Here is a 14,880-nt window from a genome sequence, read left to right on the forward strand (position 1 = left end):
GCTTCTTCTAGTAAGCGCTCAGGCCCTGCCCGAAGGCGCCGGCGGACTGGACCACGGACGAACAGGTCGCCTCGGCGAAGGTCTGCGCGCCGCCGGAGCACTCGCTGTCGCGGGTGGCGGACCACATCGCGAGCCAGGCGAGGCCGTTGCTCTTGGCCCAGGAGGCCAGCGCGCTCGCGTCGGCCACGGTGAAGGTCTCGGTGCTCACGTCGTTGACGCCGATCATCGGGGTGACGGCGATCTTCGCGTAGGCCTGAGCGGTGGTCAGGCCGGTCCAGACCGACTGCACCTGCTGCATGGTCGCGGTCGCGGCCTGCTCCGCCAGCGTGGCCATGTCGCCGGGGAAAGAGCTGCCGTAATCCATCGCCATCACGTTCACCGCGGCGATCGACGCGCCGTCGGCCTTGGCGTTGGAAAGCACGGCGACGCCGTCGCTGGTGAGGCCGGAGGGCAGCACCGGCAGGGTGTAGGAGACCTGCAGGCCCGGGTCCTCGGACTCGAGGGTGGCGATCGCCTGGTTGCGCCGGTTGATCGAGGCGGTGTCGGTGACGGCCGCGCCCTCGACGTCGAAGTCGATCTCAGTGAGCGAATACTGCTTGATCACGGACTGGTACGCCGCGGCCAGCGTGCTCGCCGAGGTGCAGCTCTGGGCGAGTTCGGTGCCTGCTTCACCGCCGAAGGAGACGCGCACGTCACCGCCGGCCGCACGCAGGCCCGAGATGTCGGACGCGATGGACGAGTCGTTGAGCGCGGTGACTCCGCCCCATTCCGGCGTGCACGCGGTCGTGCCGCTGGTGATGAAGGCCAGGTTGAAGTACTTCGTGCCCTCGGTCGCGGCCGCGCCGCTCAGGTTGTAGAGCGGGTAGAGGGAGAGGTCGGCGTACGGGGAGAACCTGCCGTAGCCGCCGGATCCGGAGCCGCCGGTGGAGGTCGCGGTGGCCGAGGCGCTCGCGGACGGCTTCGCCGAGGCCGACGCGCTGGCGGACGCGGACGGCTTCGCCGACGCGCTCGCCGGAACCGAGGCCGGGACCGACGGCGTGGTCGTGGTCGAGCCCGAACAGGCGCTGCCGTTGATCGTGCAGCTGGACGGCTCGCCGGTGCCGTTGACCGTGAAGCCGAAGGTGGTGCTGGCGCCGGCGGCCAGGGTGCCGTTCCAGCTCGCGTTGGCGACGGTGTAGGTCTGGCCACTGGCCGTCTCAGTGCCGTTCCACAGGCTGTCCACACTCGAGCCGGCGGGCAGGCCGAAGACCACGGTCCAGTTGCTGATCGCGCTCGAAGTGGTGTTGGTGATCGTGTACTGGCCGGTGTAGCCGCCGTCCCAGGTGCTGGTCTCGGCGAACGCGGCGGCGGGCACGGCCGCGTTGGCGCCGGTGGCCAGGGCCACTCCGGCGCCGGCCGCGACGAGGGTGGCCCCGGTGCCGATCGCGGTGAGCTTCACGCGACGGGAGAAGCGCGGGGCGCGCGGGCGGGAGCCGCGCGAAGGGTCTGCGGGGGCTGACGAGGCGTGCTGGCCCATGGGGAGGTCCTTACGGTGAGAACGCTTCGGACGGCTGGGTGCCGTGATTGGTCCAGACCTGTGGGTCGGGCCGGGACGGGTCCCCAACGTAGCGAGCCGGATCCGAGGCCACAGCCCCGAATCATTAACCGCGCCCTAAGGCTCCCTCAGGACCGGCCGCCGCGTCCGGCGCCGGTCCCGGAACCTTAACCAGGGCCTAAGCCTCGCTCAGGGCTCGTCGCCGCGGCGGCCCGACGGCGGCGGAACGGCTTGGCAGCGGCGAGGATTTCAGCCGTGGCGCACATGACGCTCTATGCGCCCGCCGTCACTGTCTGCACGGTAGGAGAGGTTCCAGCCCAGGTGGCGATCACTTCGTACGCCGTCCCCGCGTCGGCCGGCGAGAATTCGACCTCGACGAAACCGTCGGTCTGCCACGACTGGACGGTGAAACCGGAGTTGGGCGTGGCCGCGACCAGCGTCGCCTTCGTGGTGCCCACGTCCAGCACGACGGTCCCGCCCGGGGTCGTGTACCGGCGCTGCATCTCGTCCGGCGCCTCGGCCGGGGCGGAGGGCGAGGTGGACGGCTTGCCGTGGGTGGCCGGGGCGCTGCTCGCGCCGCGGGACCGGCTGGGCGCGGCCGAGGTGGCCGGCGCCGGAGCGCTGGAGCCGCGCGCCGGGCTGCGCACCGGGGTGGTGGCCGCGTCCTGCACCGGCCAGGCCGCGATGTCGGCCACGTGCGGTCCGGCGGTGGCGGTGGACAGCACCGAGTTCAGACCCGCCCAGACCACCGCCATCGCGGTGGCCGTGGCCGCGGCCCAGGCCAGGACCGCGTACAACGCCCGCTTCGACACGCTCGCTCCGCTTCTGTCCGGGCCCCGCCTCGTCGCGGGTCCGGCCGCGTTCATCCATTGGCTGACCGCGGTCAATCCGTTAGGTTGCCACACTATGGCTCGCGTACTGCTTGTCGAAGACGATCCGGATATTCGCACCACCGTGATACGCCAATTGTCCGAGTTCGGACACAGCGTGCGCAGCGCGGGCACCGCGCTGACCGCGCTGCGCGAGGCCACTCGCGACCCGGGCGACGTGATCGTGCTCGACCTCGGCCTGCCGGACCTCGACGGGTCCGAGGCGCTCAAGATGCTGCGCGCGGTCACCCGCACCCCGGTGATCATCGCCACCGCCCGGGACGACGAGGCCGAGATCATCCGGCTGCTGCACGCGGGCGCGGACGACTACCTGGTCAAGCCGTACTCCTCGGCCCACCTCGCGGCCCGGATCGCGGCCGTGCTGCGGCGATCCGGGATCGGCGCGCAGCCGACCGCGCTGAAGGTGGGCGGGCTGGAGATCGACCCGCGGCGGCGCCAGGCCACCCTGGACGGGGCCCGGCTGGACCTGAGCCGGCGTGAATTCGACCTGCTGGCCTACCTCGCGGCCCGGCCCGGCGAGGTGGTCACCCGGCGCGAGCTGCTCTCCGAGGTGTGGCAGCTGCCCTACGGCGACGACCAGACCATCGACGTGCACCTGTCCTGGCTGCGCCGCAAGCTCGGCGAGCGGGCGAGCCGGCCGCGCTATCTGCACACGGTGCGCGGCGTCGGGGTGCGGCTGATGGAGCCCGCCGATCCCGTGCCTCCCGAGTCCTCGCCGTGACGGCCCCGCGCGGGCCCGGGGCCGTGCGAGGGGGTCGCCCGGAAGCCGGGATGCGCTGGTCCCTGGCCCGCGTCGCCTTCGCCGTCACCAGCATGATCGCGCTGGCCTTCCTGATCCCGCTGGGCGTCGCGATGGAGCACATCGCGCAGGAGAACGCCCGGCACCAGGCCGAGGCCCAGATCACCGCCCTCGAACCCTTGCTCGCGGTGACGACGGATCAGGCCCGGCTCGACGACGCGCTCGCCACCCTCAGCGGCGGCCAGATCGTCGGCATCGTGCTGCCGGGCGGGGCCGTGCTGGGCACGAATCATGCCGCGGCCTCGCAGCTCACCGAAGCCGTCGCACAACGCCGCGCAACCTCGTTGGCCGTCGCGGGCGGGCAGGAGCTCGTACAGCCCGAGCAGCTGAGCTCTGGCATGGCTTTGATCGAGGTCTATCTCGCCGATTCGGCCAGCGAGCACGGCCTGGTCCGGGCCTGGGCGACGCTGAGCGCGGTGGCGGCGCTGCTGGTGCTCGGTTCGACCGTCGTGGCCGACCGTCTGGCCACCCGCGTCGTGGGCGCCTCGCGGCACCTGGCCGACGCTTCCCGGCGGCTGGGCGAAGGCGAGACCGGCGTGCGGGTGGTGGCCGGCGGCCCGCGCGAGTTGGCGGAGGCCGGCGAAGCGTTCAACGCGATGGCCGACCGGGTCGTGCAGCTGATAGCGGCGGAACGCGAGATGGTCGCCGACCTCTCGCACCGGCTGCGCACGCCGCTGACCGCGCTGCGGCTGAACGCGGCCGGACTCGGCGACAGCCAGGCCGCCCGGCAGACCCAGGAGTCCGTCGCCCGGCTCGAGCAGGAAGTGGACCGGATCATCCGGGCCGCGCGGGCCGGCAAGGAGGGCAGCGCCGCACCGCTGGCCGGCGCGGTGTGCGAGGTCACGGCCGTGGCCCGGGAACGGATCGCGTTCTGGTCCGCGCTGGCCGAGGACGAGGACCGGCCCTGGCGCTTCTTCGGTCCTACCTCCGGCGTGCCGGACGGCTCCGGCACGGTCCGCACGGAGCAGCGCACCGACGTGGTGGCGATCTCGGCGCAGGAGCTCAGCGCGGCGCTGGACACCTTGCTGGGCAACATCTTCCGGCACACGCCGGAGGGCACCGGCTTCCAGGTGACCGTGCACACCGGCGAGGGCAGCGTCGCAGTGCTGATCGACGACTCCGGGCCCGGCCTGGCCGTGCCGGACGGCCTGGCCCTGCAGCGCGGCGCGGGCACCGGCGGCGACGGCTCGACCGGGCTGGGCCTGGACATCGTGCGCAAGCTGGCCGAGCGGGTCGGCGGCGCGCTCTCGACCGGCCGCTCGCCCTTGGGCGGCCTGCAGGTGCACGTGAGCCTGCCGACCCTGGCGTCGCGTCAGCCGCAGCCCAAGGCGCCGTTCAAAGCGCGTGTGCCACGAGCGCGACGTGCCGGCCGAGGTGACGGGTGACGATCAGCGTGGCGGCGTTGGTCTTGGGCCCGCCCAGCTTGAGTTGACGGCGTAGCGCCTCGGGGTCGATATCGGCACCGCGCTTCTTAATGGTCAGCGTGCCGTAACCGCGTTCGGCGACGAAGGCGCGCAGTTTCTTCACGTTGAACGGCAGCACATCGGTGATCTCGTAGCCGGCGGCGTAGGGCGTGTCCGTGTGCTTATCCGAGGTCAGATACGCGATGGTCGGGTCGAGCGTGCGGGCGTCGAGCAGATCGGCGAGGTCGCCGAGCAGGCGGGCACGGATGACGGCGCCGTCCGGCTCGTACAGGTAGGGCCCGATCTCGCCGGGGGCCGGGTCGTGGGGGATGGCGGATTCGGAGGGGTCGGCCGAGCCCGCGGCGAGGCTGTGCGGGCCGGGCAGCAGCGTGGCCCGGCGGGAGGCGGTGCGCAGCGGGCCGAAGTAGATCCCCGCCTCCTTGACGTCGCCGCCGTCCGAGACCCACTCCGCCTCGGCCTCCGCGGGCAGGGCGCCGTGCGGGATGCCGGGCGCGACCTTGAAGCCCGCCGCGGGCACCCGCTCGGCCAGCCCGACCGCGAAGGACCACGGCGGCGAGTAGGCGGCCGGATCGAACACCCGGCCGCGTTCGGCGCGGCGGGCCGGGTCGAGGAAGACCGCGTCGCAGCCGTCCAGCGACACCTCGGCGACGTCGGCGCAGACCACCTCCACCCGCTCGGCCAGACCGAGGGCCGCGGCGTTGGCCCGCGCCACGGCACAGGTGAGCGGATCGCGGTCGACGGCGAGCACGTCGATCCCGGCCGCGGCGAAGGCGAGCGCGTCCCCGCCGATCCCGCAGCACAGGTCGGCGACGCGGCGTACGCCGGCGGCCGTGAATCTTTCAGCCCGCAGCCGGGCCACCTGACGACGGGTGGACTGCTCGTAGCCGGCCTCGGTGAAGTACAGGTCCGCGGCCTGCTCGCCGAACTTCGCCCGGGCCCGGCGGCGCAGCCGGTCCTGGGTCAGCGCCGCGGAGACCAGTTCGGCGGGGTAGCGGGCGCGCAGCGCCGTCGCGGCGGCCAGCGGATCCGCCGAATCCGATCCGGCCGCGAGTTCGGCGAGCAACGCCCGGCCACGCTCCGTGAGCAAGCAGTCGAATTCAGTGAGATCCACGCGACATATTCTGGCTCACTGCGCGGTTCGGTACTCTGCCCCCTGTGCGTTTCCCACGAATAGGTTCAGACCGGTCGCAATCTCCGAATCGGTCGGTCTACGGCCCCTGGCTGCTGGCTCTCGCGCTCTTCCTGGTCTACGGCACCGACTCGCTGGCCCGGTACTACCGGATGGCGCCCGGATCCTACGACCTCGGCATCTTCGTCGAGGCGGTCAAGCAGTACGGGCACTTCCACGCGCCGATCGTGGACGTCATGGGGCAGAACTTCAATCTGCTCGGGGACCACTTCCATCCGATCCTGGCCGTGCTCGGGCCGATCTTCCTGGTCTTCCCGAGCCCGCTGACGCTGCTGATCGCGCAGGCCGCGCTGTTCTCCGTCGCGGCGGTGCCGCTGGTGTGGCTGGGCCGTTCCCGGCTGGGCCAGGGCGGGGCCTACGCCGTGGGCGTGGCCTACGGGCTGAGCTTCGGGATCGCGCAGGCGGTGGACTTCGACTTCCACGAGATCGCCTTCGCCGTACCCCTGCTCGCCTTCGCGCTGTGGGCGATGCTCGAGGACCGCGACGCGGTGCTGATCTCCTGCTGCTTCCTGGCGCTGCTGTGCAAGGAGGACATCGGGCTGACCTTCGTGCTGCCGATCGGCATCGCGGTGATGCTGCGCGGCCGGCTGGTGCTCGGCGCGGTGGTCTCGGCGATGGGCACGGCCGGATCGCTGATCGCGATCTACTGGCTGATCCCGATGTTCAACCCGCAGCACATCTACACGTACTGGAGCAAGAACGGCTGCCTCGGCGCGCACGGGGCCGCCGCGACCGGCGCCGCACCCGCCACCCCCGGCTCCGACCCGATCACCTGCCTGCTCAGCTCCGCCCAGTCGAACGCCGGAACCAAGCTGGAGCTGGTTTTCCTGCTGCTCGCGGTGACGGCGTTCTGCGCGCTGCGTTCGCCGCTGGGGCTGCTCGCGGTGCCGAACCTGGCGCTGCGCTTCATCTCCACCGACTCGAGCTTCTGGGGCACCGGCTACCACTACAACGCCGTGCTGATGCCGGTCCTGTGCGTGGCCGCGATCGACGCGATGGACCGGGCCCGGCGGGCCAAGGCCGCGGTGCCGCTCGAAGCGGACCCGGCCGCGGCCGAAGCGGAGGCCGAACCGGAGGTCGTCGCCACCGAAGCGCCGGAGGAATCGGCCGAGCCGTTCACTCCGACGAGTGAACCGGTGCGCGGCGAGCCATACGCGCCGGGTGCGATCCGGCGCTGGGGCGCGGGCGCGAGCGGCGCGATGGGCCGGCACGGCGCGGTGGCGATGCTCGCGGCGAGCCTGGCCATGGTCCCGCAGTTCGCGTTCAACCAGTTCTTCAACCCGGGCACCTTCACCTTCGACGCCCGCACCGACGCGCTGCGCCAGGCCGTGGCGATGGTGCCGAGCGGCGTCACCGTGGAGGCCACGATCAACGTGCTGGCCCCGCTGGCCGCCCGGGACGACGCGTACTGGGTCGGCAACTCCAACCCGGCGCCGCAGTACGTGGTGCTCGACGCGGTGGTCTCCGGCTTCCCCGGCACCATCTCGGATCCGGTGCAGTGGGTGGACGGCCGGCACACCGGCAGCAGCTACGAGATCATCTGGAGCAACCCGTACGGGATCTACGTGCTCAAGCAGATGAGTTGACGGTGGCTGGCCCTAGGATCGGCCCTGACGGTCATTCACCAACCAAGGAGCGATCCTCATGGCCACGACACGCAAGGCCTCGGCCCACTGGGAAGGCAGCCTGATGGAGGGCAAGGGCCGGGTCGCCTTCGACTCGTCCCACGCCGGCGAATTCGACGTCAACTGGGCCGCGCGCTCGGCCGAGCCCAACGGCGTCACCTCGCCGGAGGAGCTGATCGGCGCGGCCCACTCGACCTGCTACTCCATGGCGCTCTCGCACGCGCTGGCGCAGAACGGCACCCCGCCCACCACGGTCGACACCGCCGCCGAGGTCGACTTCCAGCCGGGCACCGGGATCACCGCGATCCGGCTGTCGGTGCGGGCCGCGGTGCCCGGGCTGACCGAGGACCAGTTCGTGGACTTCGCCGTCGCGGCCAAGGAGGGCTGCCCGGTCTCCCAGGCGCTCAAGGCCGTGCCGATCACGCTGAGTACCGAGTTCGTAGCCTGAGCCTGGGCCGTTTAGCAATTTTTCTTCAAATCTCGAAGAAATCTTCGACCAAAGCCTCACGATCAACCGAGCAGACGAGGTTTACTTCCGGCCATGGAGCCAAGTCCAGGTCCAGCGGGAGTGATACGACGGATCGAGCCGGCGGATGCGGAAACCACCGGCTCGATCTACCCGTTCGTACGCACCTTCCCCAATCCGCATACCAAGTCCGTGCGCGACGCCCGGCCGATGCTCTCTCGGCTGGCCTTGAGCACGCTGCTGCTGATCCTCGCCGTCGGCGGCGCCGTCGAGCTGCTGACGCTGTGGTGGATGCAGACCCCGCCCTCACGGGTGGCCAATCTGTCCGAAGAACTGATCATGGGCGCGCAGCTGACCGGCCTGATCGGCGGCTACCTGCTGCTGATCGAAGTCACGCTGATGGCGCGGATACCCTGGCTCGAGCACCGGATCGGCTCGTGGCTCGCGTCGCTGCACCGGTACCTCGGCGGGTACCTGTTCCTGCTGCTCACCATGCACGTGGTGCTGGTGCTGGCCGGCTACAGCCTGAGCCTCGGCGCCCCGGTCAACGCCGTGCTCGTGGGCGTGCTCCAGACCTACCCCGACGTGCTCTTCGCGACCATCGCCTACCTGCTGCTGCTGTGCCTGGGCCTGAGCTCTGCCCGCAAGATCCGGCGCAAGCTCGGCTATGAGCGCTGGCACATGATCCACCTGATCGCCTACCCGGCCGGCGTGCTCGCCTACGGGCACGAGATCGCCATGGGCGCGCAGTTCACCCGCAACACCGCCGCCCGCTACACCTGGACGGCGCTGAGCGTCGCGGTGGCGCTCGCGGTGCTCAACCACCGGCTCTACATCCCGATCCGCCGCCACCTCAAGCACCGGCTGCACATCTCGCACATCGTGGCCGAGGCGCCGGACACCTTCAGCATCTACATCAAGGGCAAGCGGATCGACGACCTCAACGCGGTCGGCGGCCAGTACTTCCGCTGGCGCTTCATGGCCCGCGGCGTGTGGTACCAGTCGCATCCCTTCTCCCTCTCCGCCCACCCGACCGACGACACGCTGCGGCTGACGATCAAGGGCGTCGGGGCCTACACGCGCCGGCTCAAGCGCCGGCTGCGGCCCGGCCAGCGCGTGTTCGCCGACGGCCCGTACGGCGCCTTCACGGCCGTGCTGCGGCGGCGCAAGCGGGTGCTGCTGCTCGGCGGCGGCGTCGGGGTGACCCCGCTGCGGGCCATCGCCGAGACGCTGGAGGGCAACGAGCGCGACGTGATCTTCGCGCAGCGGGCCAGCTCCGAGCACGAGCTGCTGATGGCGGACGAGCTGTGGCGGATGCAGCGGCAGGGCAAGCTGACCTTCCTGCCCATCCTCGGCAAGCGCGGCAAGGATCCGAAGGAGGATCCGATGCACCCGCAGCAGCTGCTGTGGCGGATCCCGGACCTGCGTGAGCGGGAGGTGTTCATCTGCGGCTCGCCCGGCATGGTGGGCGCGTCCATCCGCAATCTGCGCAAAGCGGGGGTCAAGCGGCGCTACATCCACAGCGAACTCTTCGACTTCTAAGACCTCGGATACCCTCAAGTGCCCTCGAGTACGACGAAAACACCCCTGAGGACCTGATGCGCAAATTCGTCTTCTGCGTCGTGGCCTCGATCGCGGTGATGGCCGCGGTCATCCTGGACAAGGCGTACACGTCGCCGCGGCCCTCGGCCGCGCTCGACGACGTCAGCGCCTCGGCGAGCACCCGCACCGCGGTCGGCCCCGAGATCGCGTTGGCGCACGGCATCGTGCAGGTGCAGGTCACCTGTGTCGGCTCCCGGATCGTGGACGTCAAGGCGTTGCAGCTGCCGCACGACAACAACCACTCCTGGGAGGACTCGCAGCACGCGGCGGCCGTGCTGCGCGGCGAGGTGCTCCGCAAGCAGAGCTACCACCTCGACGCGGTCAGCGGAGCCACCTACACCAGCGAGGCCTACCTGCAGTCGCTGCAGGCGGCGCTGGACGTGGCGGCACCGCCGGCGCCCAAGATGTCGGCGACGGCGATCCAGTAAGGGCGCTGGGAACACCACACGGCTACTCGGCCGGGCCTCGTCACGAGGCCCGGCCGAGGCCGGCCCGGACTCAGAACTTGACCACGGACCAGCTGATCGAGCTGGTGATCACCAGGCAGGACGTCCGGCTGGTGCCGTTCCAGACCGTGATCACCGAGTACGAGGTCTGCGCCGGCAGCACGGTCTGGTCGATGTCGCTCTTGTCGCAGCTGATGCCCGGCGTGTAGTCGCTGACCATGAACACCTGGGCGGTGTGCGGCGAGGTGCAAGGCGTCACCGTGCTCGGATCGTTCGAATCGGCGAGGCAGTCGCCCACCTTCAGCTGCGGCAGCGTCGTGGGCGCGGCCGAGGAGGTCGCCGCGTCGCTGTCCTGCGCGACGAAGAACGCGCCGTAGGCGGTGGCCAGCATCAGCCAGCACAGCGCGTATCGCAGCACCGTGGCACGCGGGCTGCGCGAGGTGAGCCGGCCCCACAGGCCGAGCGTCGCTGCGATCGGCTGGGTCGGCCCGGCGATCCGCGCGGCAGAACGGGATCGGGGCCAGGACGCGCCGATCGGCTTGAGGTCCAGGCCGAACTCGCCCAGGCCCTGCAGCGCGCGCTCGGTGGCCGCGGCCGCCAGCACCGCGTCCACCGCGGCGTCCGCGCGCGGCGAGGGCGCGGCCACCGCGCCGGCCAGGCAGCGCGAGCCGTCGGCGAGCTCGAACACCACGCCGGTCCGGGTCGCCCGCGCGCCGTCCACCAGCTGCACCGGGACGCGGTAGGTGCGCCAGACCCCGACGATCATCAGCACCCCGTTGCCCAGGGCGATCCGGTAGCGGTGCAGGTAGCCGTAGCCGAACCAGATCGCCAGCGCCCCGGCGGCGACGCACAGCACGGCCGGGAACGTGGCGAGATCCCCGCGCAGCCAGGCGCCCGCGGTCGATCCGAGCACGCAGCAGCCCACGATCGCGACCCAACCGCCCACGATGCGCACGGTCGTCGAGGGCCGCCATTGCCGGACGGCTCCGCCTACGAGATCGTCGTTCCCGAGCATGCTCCCCACACCTTTACGAGCCCACCACCTCAAGAGGATAGTGCCCGGCCCGGAAGGGTGTCAGGTCTGGGATACCCCGTGGCTGCGCGTTCGATGAGGTTCCGGCCGTTTCCGGCCCACGTCAAGCGCCCTGTGCGTTCCGGCTGTGACACGGTGGAAACACACAGTGGAGACGAAAACAGACAAGGCTTTTACGCTCTTTTACGCGACGACCTCGGTCACCGGCATCGAGGAGTCGGCCGGCAGGTCCAACGCGCTCGGTGCCACGCCGCTGGCGACCAGCTGCGCACCCAGCGCGGCCACCATGGCGCCGTTGTCGGTGCACAGGCCCGGCCGCGGTACCCGAACCCTGATTCCCACCGCCTCGGCCCGCTCCACCGCCAGCGCGCGCAGCCGCGAGTTGGCCGCGACGCCGCCGCCGATCAGCAGATGCTCGACGCCGTGCTCCTTGCAGGCGCGCAGTGCCTTGCGGGTGAGCACGTCCACCACGGCCTCCTGGAACGAGGCGGCCACGTCGGCCACCGGCACCGGCTCGCCGGCCCGCTCCCTCGCCTCGATCCACCGCGCGACCGCGGTCTTCAAGCCGGAGAAGGAGAAGTCGAACGGCGCGTCACGCGGGCCGGTCAGCCCGCGCGGGAAGGCGATGGCCTGCGGGTCGCCGCCCTCGCGCGCCGCCTTGTCGATCAGCGGACCGCCCGGGAAGCCGAGGCCGAGCACCCGGGCCACCTTGTCGAAGGCCTCGCCGGCCGCGTCGTCGATCGTGTTGCCCAGCGGGCGGATGTCGGTGGCCACGTCCGGCACCAGCAGCAGCGAGGAGTGGCCGCCGGAGACCAGCAGCGCCATCGCCGGCTGCGGCAGCGGGCCGTGCTCGAGCTGGTCCACGCACACGTGCGCGGCCAGGTGGTTGACCCCGTAGATCGGCTTGCCCAGCGCCAGCGCGTACGCCTTGGCCGCGGCCACCCCGACCAGCAGCGCGCCGGCCAGGCCCGGGCCCGAGGTGACCGCCACCGCGTCGATGTCGGAGAGCTTGAGGCCGGCCTGGTCCAGGGCGCGGCGCACGGTGGGCACCATCGCCTCCAGGTGCGCCCGCGAGGCCACCTCCGGCACCACGCCGCCGTAGCGGGCGTGCTCGTCGACGCTGGTGGCCACCGCGTCGGCGAGCAGCTCCGTGCCGCGCACGATGCCGACCCCGGTCTCGTCGCAGGAGGTCTCGAAGCCGAGCACGATCGGCTGGTCGGCGGTCATGGGTTCACCCTGTTCTCGAAATCAGCGTCCATCCCGGTTTCGGGCAGCGCGGAGTTCCCGGGCAGCGCGTGCGCGCCGCCGAATCCGCCGCCGGGGCCCGGCCCGAACCGGCCGAGCACCCCGCTGCTGCGCATCACCAGCGCGTCCACCCCGGCCGGCTGGTAGTAGCCCTTGCGCACCCCGATCCCGGCGAAACCGAAGCGCTGATAAAGCTTCTGCGCCCGCTCGTTGTCCACCCGCACTTCCAGCACGACCTCGTCGCAGCGGCGCCGGGCCGCCTCCCGCATCAGCTCGGTCAGCAGCCGCGCGCCGAGCCCCCGCCCGGACCGGGCCGGATCCACCGCGATCGTGAGCACCTCGGCCTCCCCCGCCCCGGCGAGCAGGCCCGCGTATCCGACGATGCGCGGCTCCGCCTCGCCCGGCCGCCCGCCGCGCGAGCCGGTGTCCTCGGCCACCACGTAGTGCCGGCTGGCGGACTCGGCCAGCTCCGACCAGAACATCCCGACCGACCAGGCGTCCTCGGGAAAGGCGAGGTGCTCGAGCAGGACCACGCCCGGGATGTCCCACCAGCGCATCCGGCGCAGACGGATCCCGGTCTCGCCGGCCGCGGCGGGCGGTCCCCAGCCGGTCACGCCGGGCCCGCCCCGGTCGCCGCGCGGCCGCCGAGCTCGCGCGCGTCCGGCTGGCGCACGGATTTGGGCGCGCCCGGTTCGACCGCGTCGGGGCGGCGCAGGTAGAGCGGATAGGGCGGCAGCAGCGCACTCGGGTCCTCGGCCAGCAGGCGCGCCGTCAGGTCGGCCAGCACGGCCGCGCTGGGCAGCTCGGGCGCGAGCGGCGCCGGGAAGCGGTCCGGGTAGAGCACCGGGCCCTGCCCGGCCACCGCGCGTCCGGCCAACTGATCGGCGATCTCGGCCGGACGGTCCACGGCCGGCTCGCCGCCGCGCCGCCCGGCCGCGTCGTACACGGCCCAGTACACCTCGCGCCGGCGCGCGTCGGTGGCGACCGCGAAATCCTTGCCAGGCCCGCCGTCCGCGAGCACCTCGGCGGCCAGGATGTCGAGGGTGCACACGCCGTGCACCGGGATCTCCAGCGCGTCCCCGAGCGCCCGGGCCGTCATCAGCCCGACCCGCAGCCCGGTGAACGGGCCCGGCCCGACCCCGACGGCCACCGCGGTCAGGTCCGCGCGCGCGGCGCCGGCCTCGGCCAGCACCCGCTCGATGCCGGGGGCCAGCAGTTCCCCGTGCCTGCGCGCGTCGATGACGGTGTGCTGCGCGAGCACGCCCTGTCCGCCCCGCAGTGCGACGGTCACCGCCGGGGTCGCCGTGTCGAAAGCCAAGAGCAGCACCCGGCCATTATTCATCACCGCGCGTCCGGAGCCCGTCACGGCTCCCATCCGTCGGCGCCCGCTACCGCGCGGGCACGCACCGTGCCGGAGCGCATTGCCCTGTCCCTGCCACTTAACCCGCGCCGTACCGGTAGGGCATGATGGCCCCCATGGGTAGAGGAACCCGGGCCGCCGGCGCCCGCAGATACGGCGCCGACCCGGCCCCCGCCGCCCCGGATCCGGGCGCGCCGCGCGGGGTCCGCGCACCGCGCAAGTCCGGCCGCGGCGCGACCTTCTCGGTGCTGACGATGACGCTGGCCGCCTTGGCCGGCGTGGGAATCCTCGCCGCCCAGGCGGAGGCGACCGCGCCGCACGCGTCGACGAACAACAGCGCCAAGGCGTCTTCGACCTCGAAGACCGCCCCCCTGCCCACCACGCTGCCGGCGCACTCGGGCAGCGGCACCCGGATCGTCTACTCGCCGAGCGAGCACCGGGTGTGGCTGGTGCAGGGATCGACGGTGAGCCGGACCATGCAGGTGGTGCCCGGCACCGTCACACCGCCCGCGGGCACCTTCCAGGTCTACGCCAAGAGCCCCGGCTCGACCGGCGGCGACGGCAAGGCCGTGGTCTACCTGGTGCGCTTCGATTCCAGCTCCGACACCGTCTTCGGCTTCGACGCCGTGGCCGGCCTGGCCGGCATGCCGCCGAAGCCCACCGGCAGCACCGGCGGCGTGCGGATGGAACAGACCGACGCGCTGGTGCTCTACCAGTTCGCCTCGGTCGGCACCGACGTCGTCGTCGTGTCCTGACACGCCCGGCGATCCGCGCGCCGCGTCAGGACCTTTCGAAGGCGATCTCCCGGACGTCGTCCTCGCGGGAACGGTCGAACCTGACCACGTAGTGCCCGCCTCGGCCCTCGGCCAGCACCTCCGCCTTGCCCTCGCCCCACTCCACCACGGTGACCGAGTCCTCCACCGACGCGTCGAGGTCCAGGTCGTCGAGCTCGGCCAGGCCGCCGAGCCGGTAGGCGTCCACGTGCACCAGCGCCGGGCCGCCGGTGAGCGAGGGGTGCACCCGCGCCAGCACGAAGGTGGGCGAGGTGATCGGGCCGCGCACGCCGAGTCCCTCGGCCAGGCCCTGGGTGAAGGTGGTCTTGCCCGCCCCCAGTCCACCCGAAAGAATCACCAGGTCGCCGGGGCCGAGGCGCTCGGCGAAGCGCAGGCCGGCCGCGCGGGTGGCCGCGGCGTCCTCGGCCCGCACCACCTCGGGCGCGGTCCGGCCGCGGCCGGACTCGGAATCGTTCACTGCGCATCCCTCACTG

15 protein-coding genes are annotated in these 14,880 nt (G+C 72.2%); 7 read left to right on the top strand and 8 right to left on the bottom strand.

Annotation, left to right across the window (positions count from 1 at the left end; genetic code table 11):
* Positions 1 to 7: 7 nt before the first annotated feature.
* Positions 8 to 1,516, bottom strand: a complete 1,509-nt coding sequence (locus ACTRO_RS22515; RefSeq protein ID WP_051451221.1) for a cellulose binding domain-containing protein — start codon at positions 1,514 to 1,516, stop codon at positions 8 to 10.
* A gap of 290 nt (positions 1,517 to 1,806) precedes the next feature.
* A complete protein-coding gene (locus ACTRO_RS22520) occupies positions 1,807 to 2,346 on the bottom strand; it encodes a hypothetical protein (RefSeq protein ID WP_157436376.1) in 540 nt (179 codons plus the stop codon).
* Between the two features lie 94 nt (positions 2,347 to 2,440).
* On the opposite strand from ACTRO_RS22520, the gene ACTRO_RS22525 reads away from it, so the two are divergent.
* Together ACTRO_RS22525 and ACTRO_RS22530 are read left to right on the top strand one after the other, a co-directional pair.
* Positions 2,441 to 3,145 carry a response regulator transcription factor gene (locus ACTRO_RS22525; protein WP_034276183.1) on the top strand — a complete coding sequence of 235 codons (705 nt, stop codon included), beginning with the start codon at positions 2,441 to 2,443 and terminating at the stop codon, positions 3,143 to 3,145.
* 50 nt (positions 3,146 to 3,195) lie between these two features.
* On the top strand, positions 3,196 to 4,608 hold the full coding sequence (locus ACTRO_RS22530) for a sensor histidine kinase (protein WP_034266004.1): 1,413 nt from the start codon (positions 3,196 to 3,198) through the stop codon (positions 4,606 to 4,608).
* Here the strand turns inward: ACTRO_RS22530 and ACTRO_RS22535 are convergent.
* On the bottom strand, positions 4,559 to 5,767 hold the full coding sequence (locus ACTRO_RS22535; RefSeq protein ID WP_051451223.1) for a THUMP-like domain-containing protein: 1,209 nt from the start codon (positions 5,765 to 5,767) through the stop codon (positions 4,559 to 4,561). The genes ACTRO_RS22530 and ACTRO_RS22535 overlap by 50 nt on opposite strands.
* 35 nt (positions 5,768 to 5,802) lie before the next feature.
* On the opposite strand from ACTRO_RS22535, the gene ACTRO_RS43715 reads away from it, so the two are divergent.
* The 4 genes from ACTRO_RS43715 to ACTRO_RS22555 all read left to right on the top strand — a co-directional run bounded on the left by ACTRO_RS43715 (position 5,803) and on the right by ACTRO_RS22555 (position 9,957).
* Positions 5,803 to 7,422, top strand: a complete 1,620-nt coding sequence (locus tag ACTRO_RS43715; protein WP_051451224.1) for a DUF2079 domain-containing protein — start codon at positions 5,803 to 5,805, stop codon at positions 7,420 to 7,422.
* Between the two features lie 58 nt (positions 7,423 to 7,480).
* Entirely contained in the window at positions 7,481 to 7,909 is a 429-nt protein-coding gene (locus tag ACTRO_RS22545; RefSeq protein WP_034266007.1) for an OsmC family peroxiredoxin, read from the top strand.
* Positions 7,910 to 8,029: 120 nt separating this feature from the next.
* Positions 8,030 to 9,469, top strand: coding sequence for a ferredoxin reductase family protein (locus ACTRO_RS22550; RefSeq protein ID WP_051451225.1), 1,440 nt, complete (start codon positions 8,030 to 8,032; stop codon positions 9,467 to 9,469).
* Positions 9,470 to 9,525: 56 nt separating this feature from the next.
* The gene (locus tag ACTRO_RS22555) at positions 9,526 to 9,957 is read left to right on the top strand and encodes an FMN-binding protein (RefSeq protein ID WP_051451226.1); all 432 of its coding nucleotides are present in this window, start codon (positions 9,526 to 9,528) and stop codon (positions 9,955 to 9,957) included.
* A gap of 70 nt (positions 9,958 to 10,027) precedes the next feature.
* Here the strand turns inward: ACTRO_RS22555 and ACTRO_RS22560 are convergent, their stop codons facing one another.
* From ACTRO_RS22560 to tsaB, 4 genes are all read right to left on the bottom strand, one after another.
* Positions 10,028 to 10,990, bottom strand: a complete 963-nt coding sequence (locus ACTRO_RS22560) for a hypothetical protein (protein ID WP_034266010.1) — start codon at positions 10,988 to 10,990, stop codon at positions 10,028 to 10,030.
* Between the two features lie 201 nt (positions 10,991 to 11,191).
* Positions 11,192 to 12,235, bottom strand: a complete 1,044-nt coding sequence (gene tsaD, locus ACTRO_RS22565; RefSeq protein WP_034266013.1) for a tRNA (adenosine(37)-N6)-threonylcarbamoyltransferase complex transferase subunit TsaD — start codon at positions 12,233 to 12,235, stop codon at positions 11,192 to 11,194.
* Complete coding sequence (gene rimI, locus ACTRO_RS22570; protein ID WP_051452472.1) at positions 12,232 to 12,810, bottom strand: ribosomal protein S18-alanine N-acetyltransferase; 579 nt, start codon at positions 12,808 to 12,810, stop codon at positions 12,232 to 12,234. The genes tsaD and rimI overlap by 4 nt, the downstream gene beginning before the upstream one ends.
* Before the next feature lie 53 nt (positions 12,811 to 12,863).
* Positions 12,864 to 13,580, bottom strand: coding sequence for a tRNA (adenosine(37)-N6)-threonylcarbamoyltransferase complex dimerization subunit type 1 TsaB (tsaB, locus tag ACTRO_RS22575; RefSeq protein WP_051451227.1), 717 nt, complete (start codon positions 13,578 to 13,580; stop codon positions 12,864 to 12,866).
* Between the two features lie 149 nt (positions 13,581 to 13,729).
* Here tsaB and ACTRO_RS22580 point away from each other — a divergent pair, with 149 nt between their 5' ends.
* Entirely contained in the window at positions 13,730 to 14,368 is a 639-nt protein-coding gene (locus ACTRO_RS22580; protein ID WP_051451228.1) for a L,D-transpeptidase, read from the top strand.
* A 25-nt stretch (positions 14,369 to 14,393) separates the two neighbouring features.
* On the opposite strand, the gene tsaE is transcribed toward ACTRO_RS22580, so the two are convergent.
* Complete coding sequence (tsaE, locus tag ACTRO_RS22585; RefSeq protein WP_084316470.1) at positions 14,394 to 14,864, bottom strand: tRNA (adenosine(37)-N6)-threonylcarbamoyltransferase complex ATPase subunit type 1 TsaE; 471 nt, start codon at positions 14,862 to 14,864, stop codon at positions 14,394 to 14,396.
* Positions 14,865 to 14,880 lie beyond the last annotated feature (16 nt).

This window comes from Actinospica robiniae DSM 44927, assembly GCF_000504285.1.
GTDB classification, from domain to species: Bacteria; Actinomycetota; Actinomycetes; order Streptomycetales; family Catenulisporaceae; genus Actinospica; species Actinospica robiniae.

Coding starts and splice junctions, on each gene's coding strand:
- ACTRO_RS22555 (WP_051451226.1), top strand. CDS start 9,526: ATGCGCAAATTCGTCTTCTGCGTCGTGGCCTCGATCGCGGTGATGGCC.
- tsaD (WP_034266013.1), bottom strand. CDS start 12,235: ATGACCGCCGACCAGCCGATCGTGCTCGGCTTCGAGACCTCCTGCGAC.
- ACTRO_RS22530 (WP_034266004.1), top strand. CDS start 3,196: ATGCGCTGGTCCCTGGCCCGCGTCGCCTTCGCCGTCACCAGCATGATC.
- ACTRO_RS22580 (WP_051451228.1), top strand. CDS start 13,730: ATGGGTAGAGGAACCCGGGCCGCCGGCGCCCGCAGATACGGCGCCGAC.
- ACTRO_RS22545 (WP_034266007.1), top strand. CDS start 7,481: ATGGCCACGACACGCAAGGCCTCGGCCCACTGGGAAGGCAGCCTGATG.
- ACTRO_RS22525 (WP_034276183.1), top strand. CDS start 2,441: ATGGCTCGCGTACTGCTTGTCGAAGACGATCCGGATATTCGCACCACC.
- ACTRO_RS22515 (WP_051451221.1), bottom strand. CDS start 1,516: ATGGGCCAGCACGCCTCGTCAGCCCCCGCAGACCCTTCGCGCGGCTCC.
- rimI (WP_051452472.1), bottom strand. CDS start 12,810: ATGCGCTGGTGGGACATCCCGGGCGTGGTCCTGCTCGAGCACCTCGCC.
- ACTRO_RS22560 (WP_034266010.1), bottom strand. CDS start 10,990: ATGCTCGGGAACGACGATCTCGTAGGCGGAGCCGTCCGGCAATGGCGG.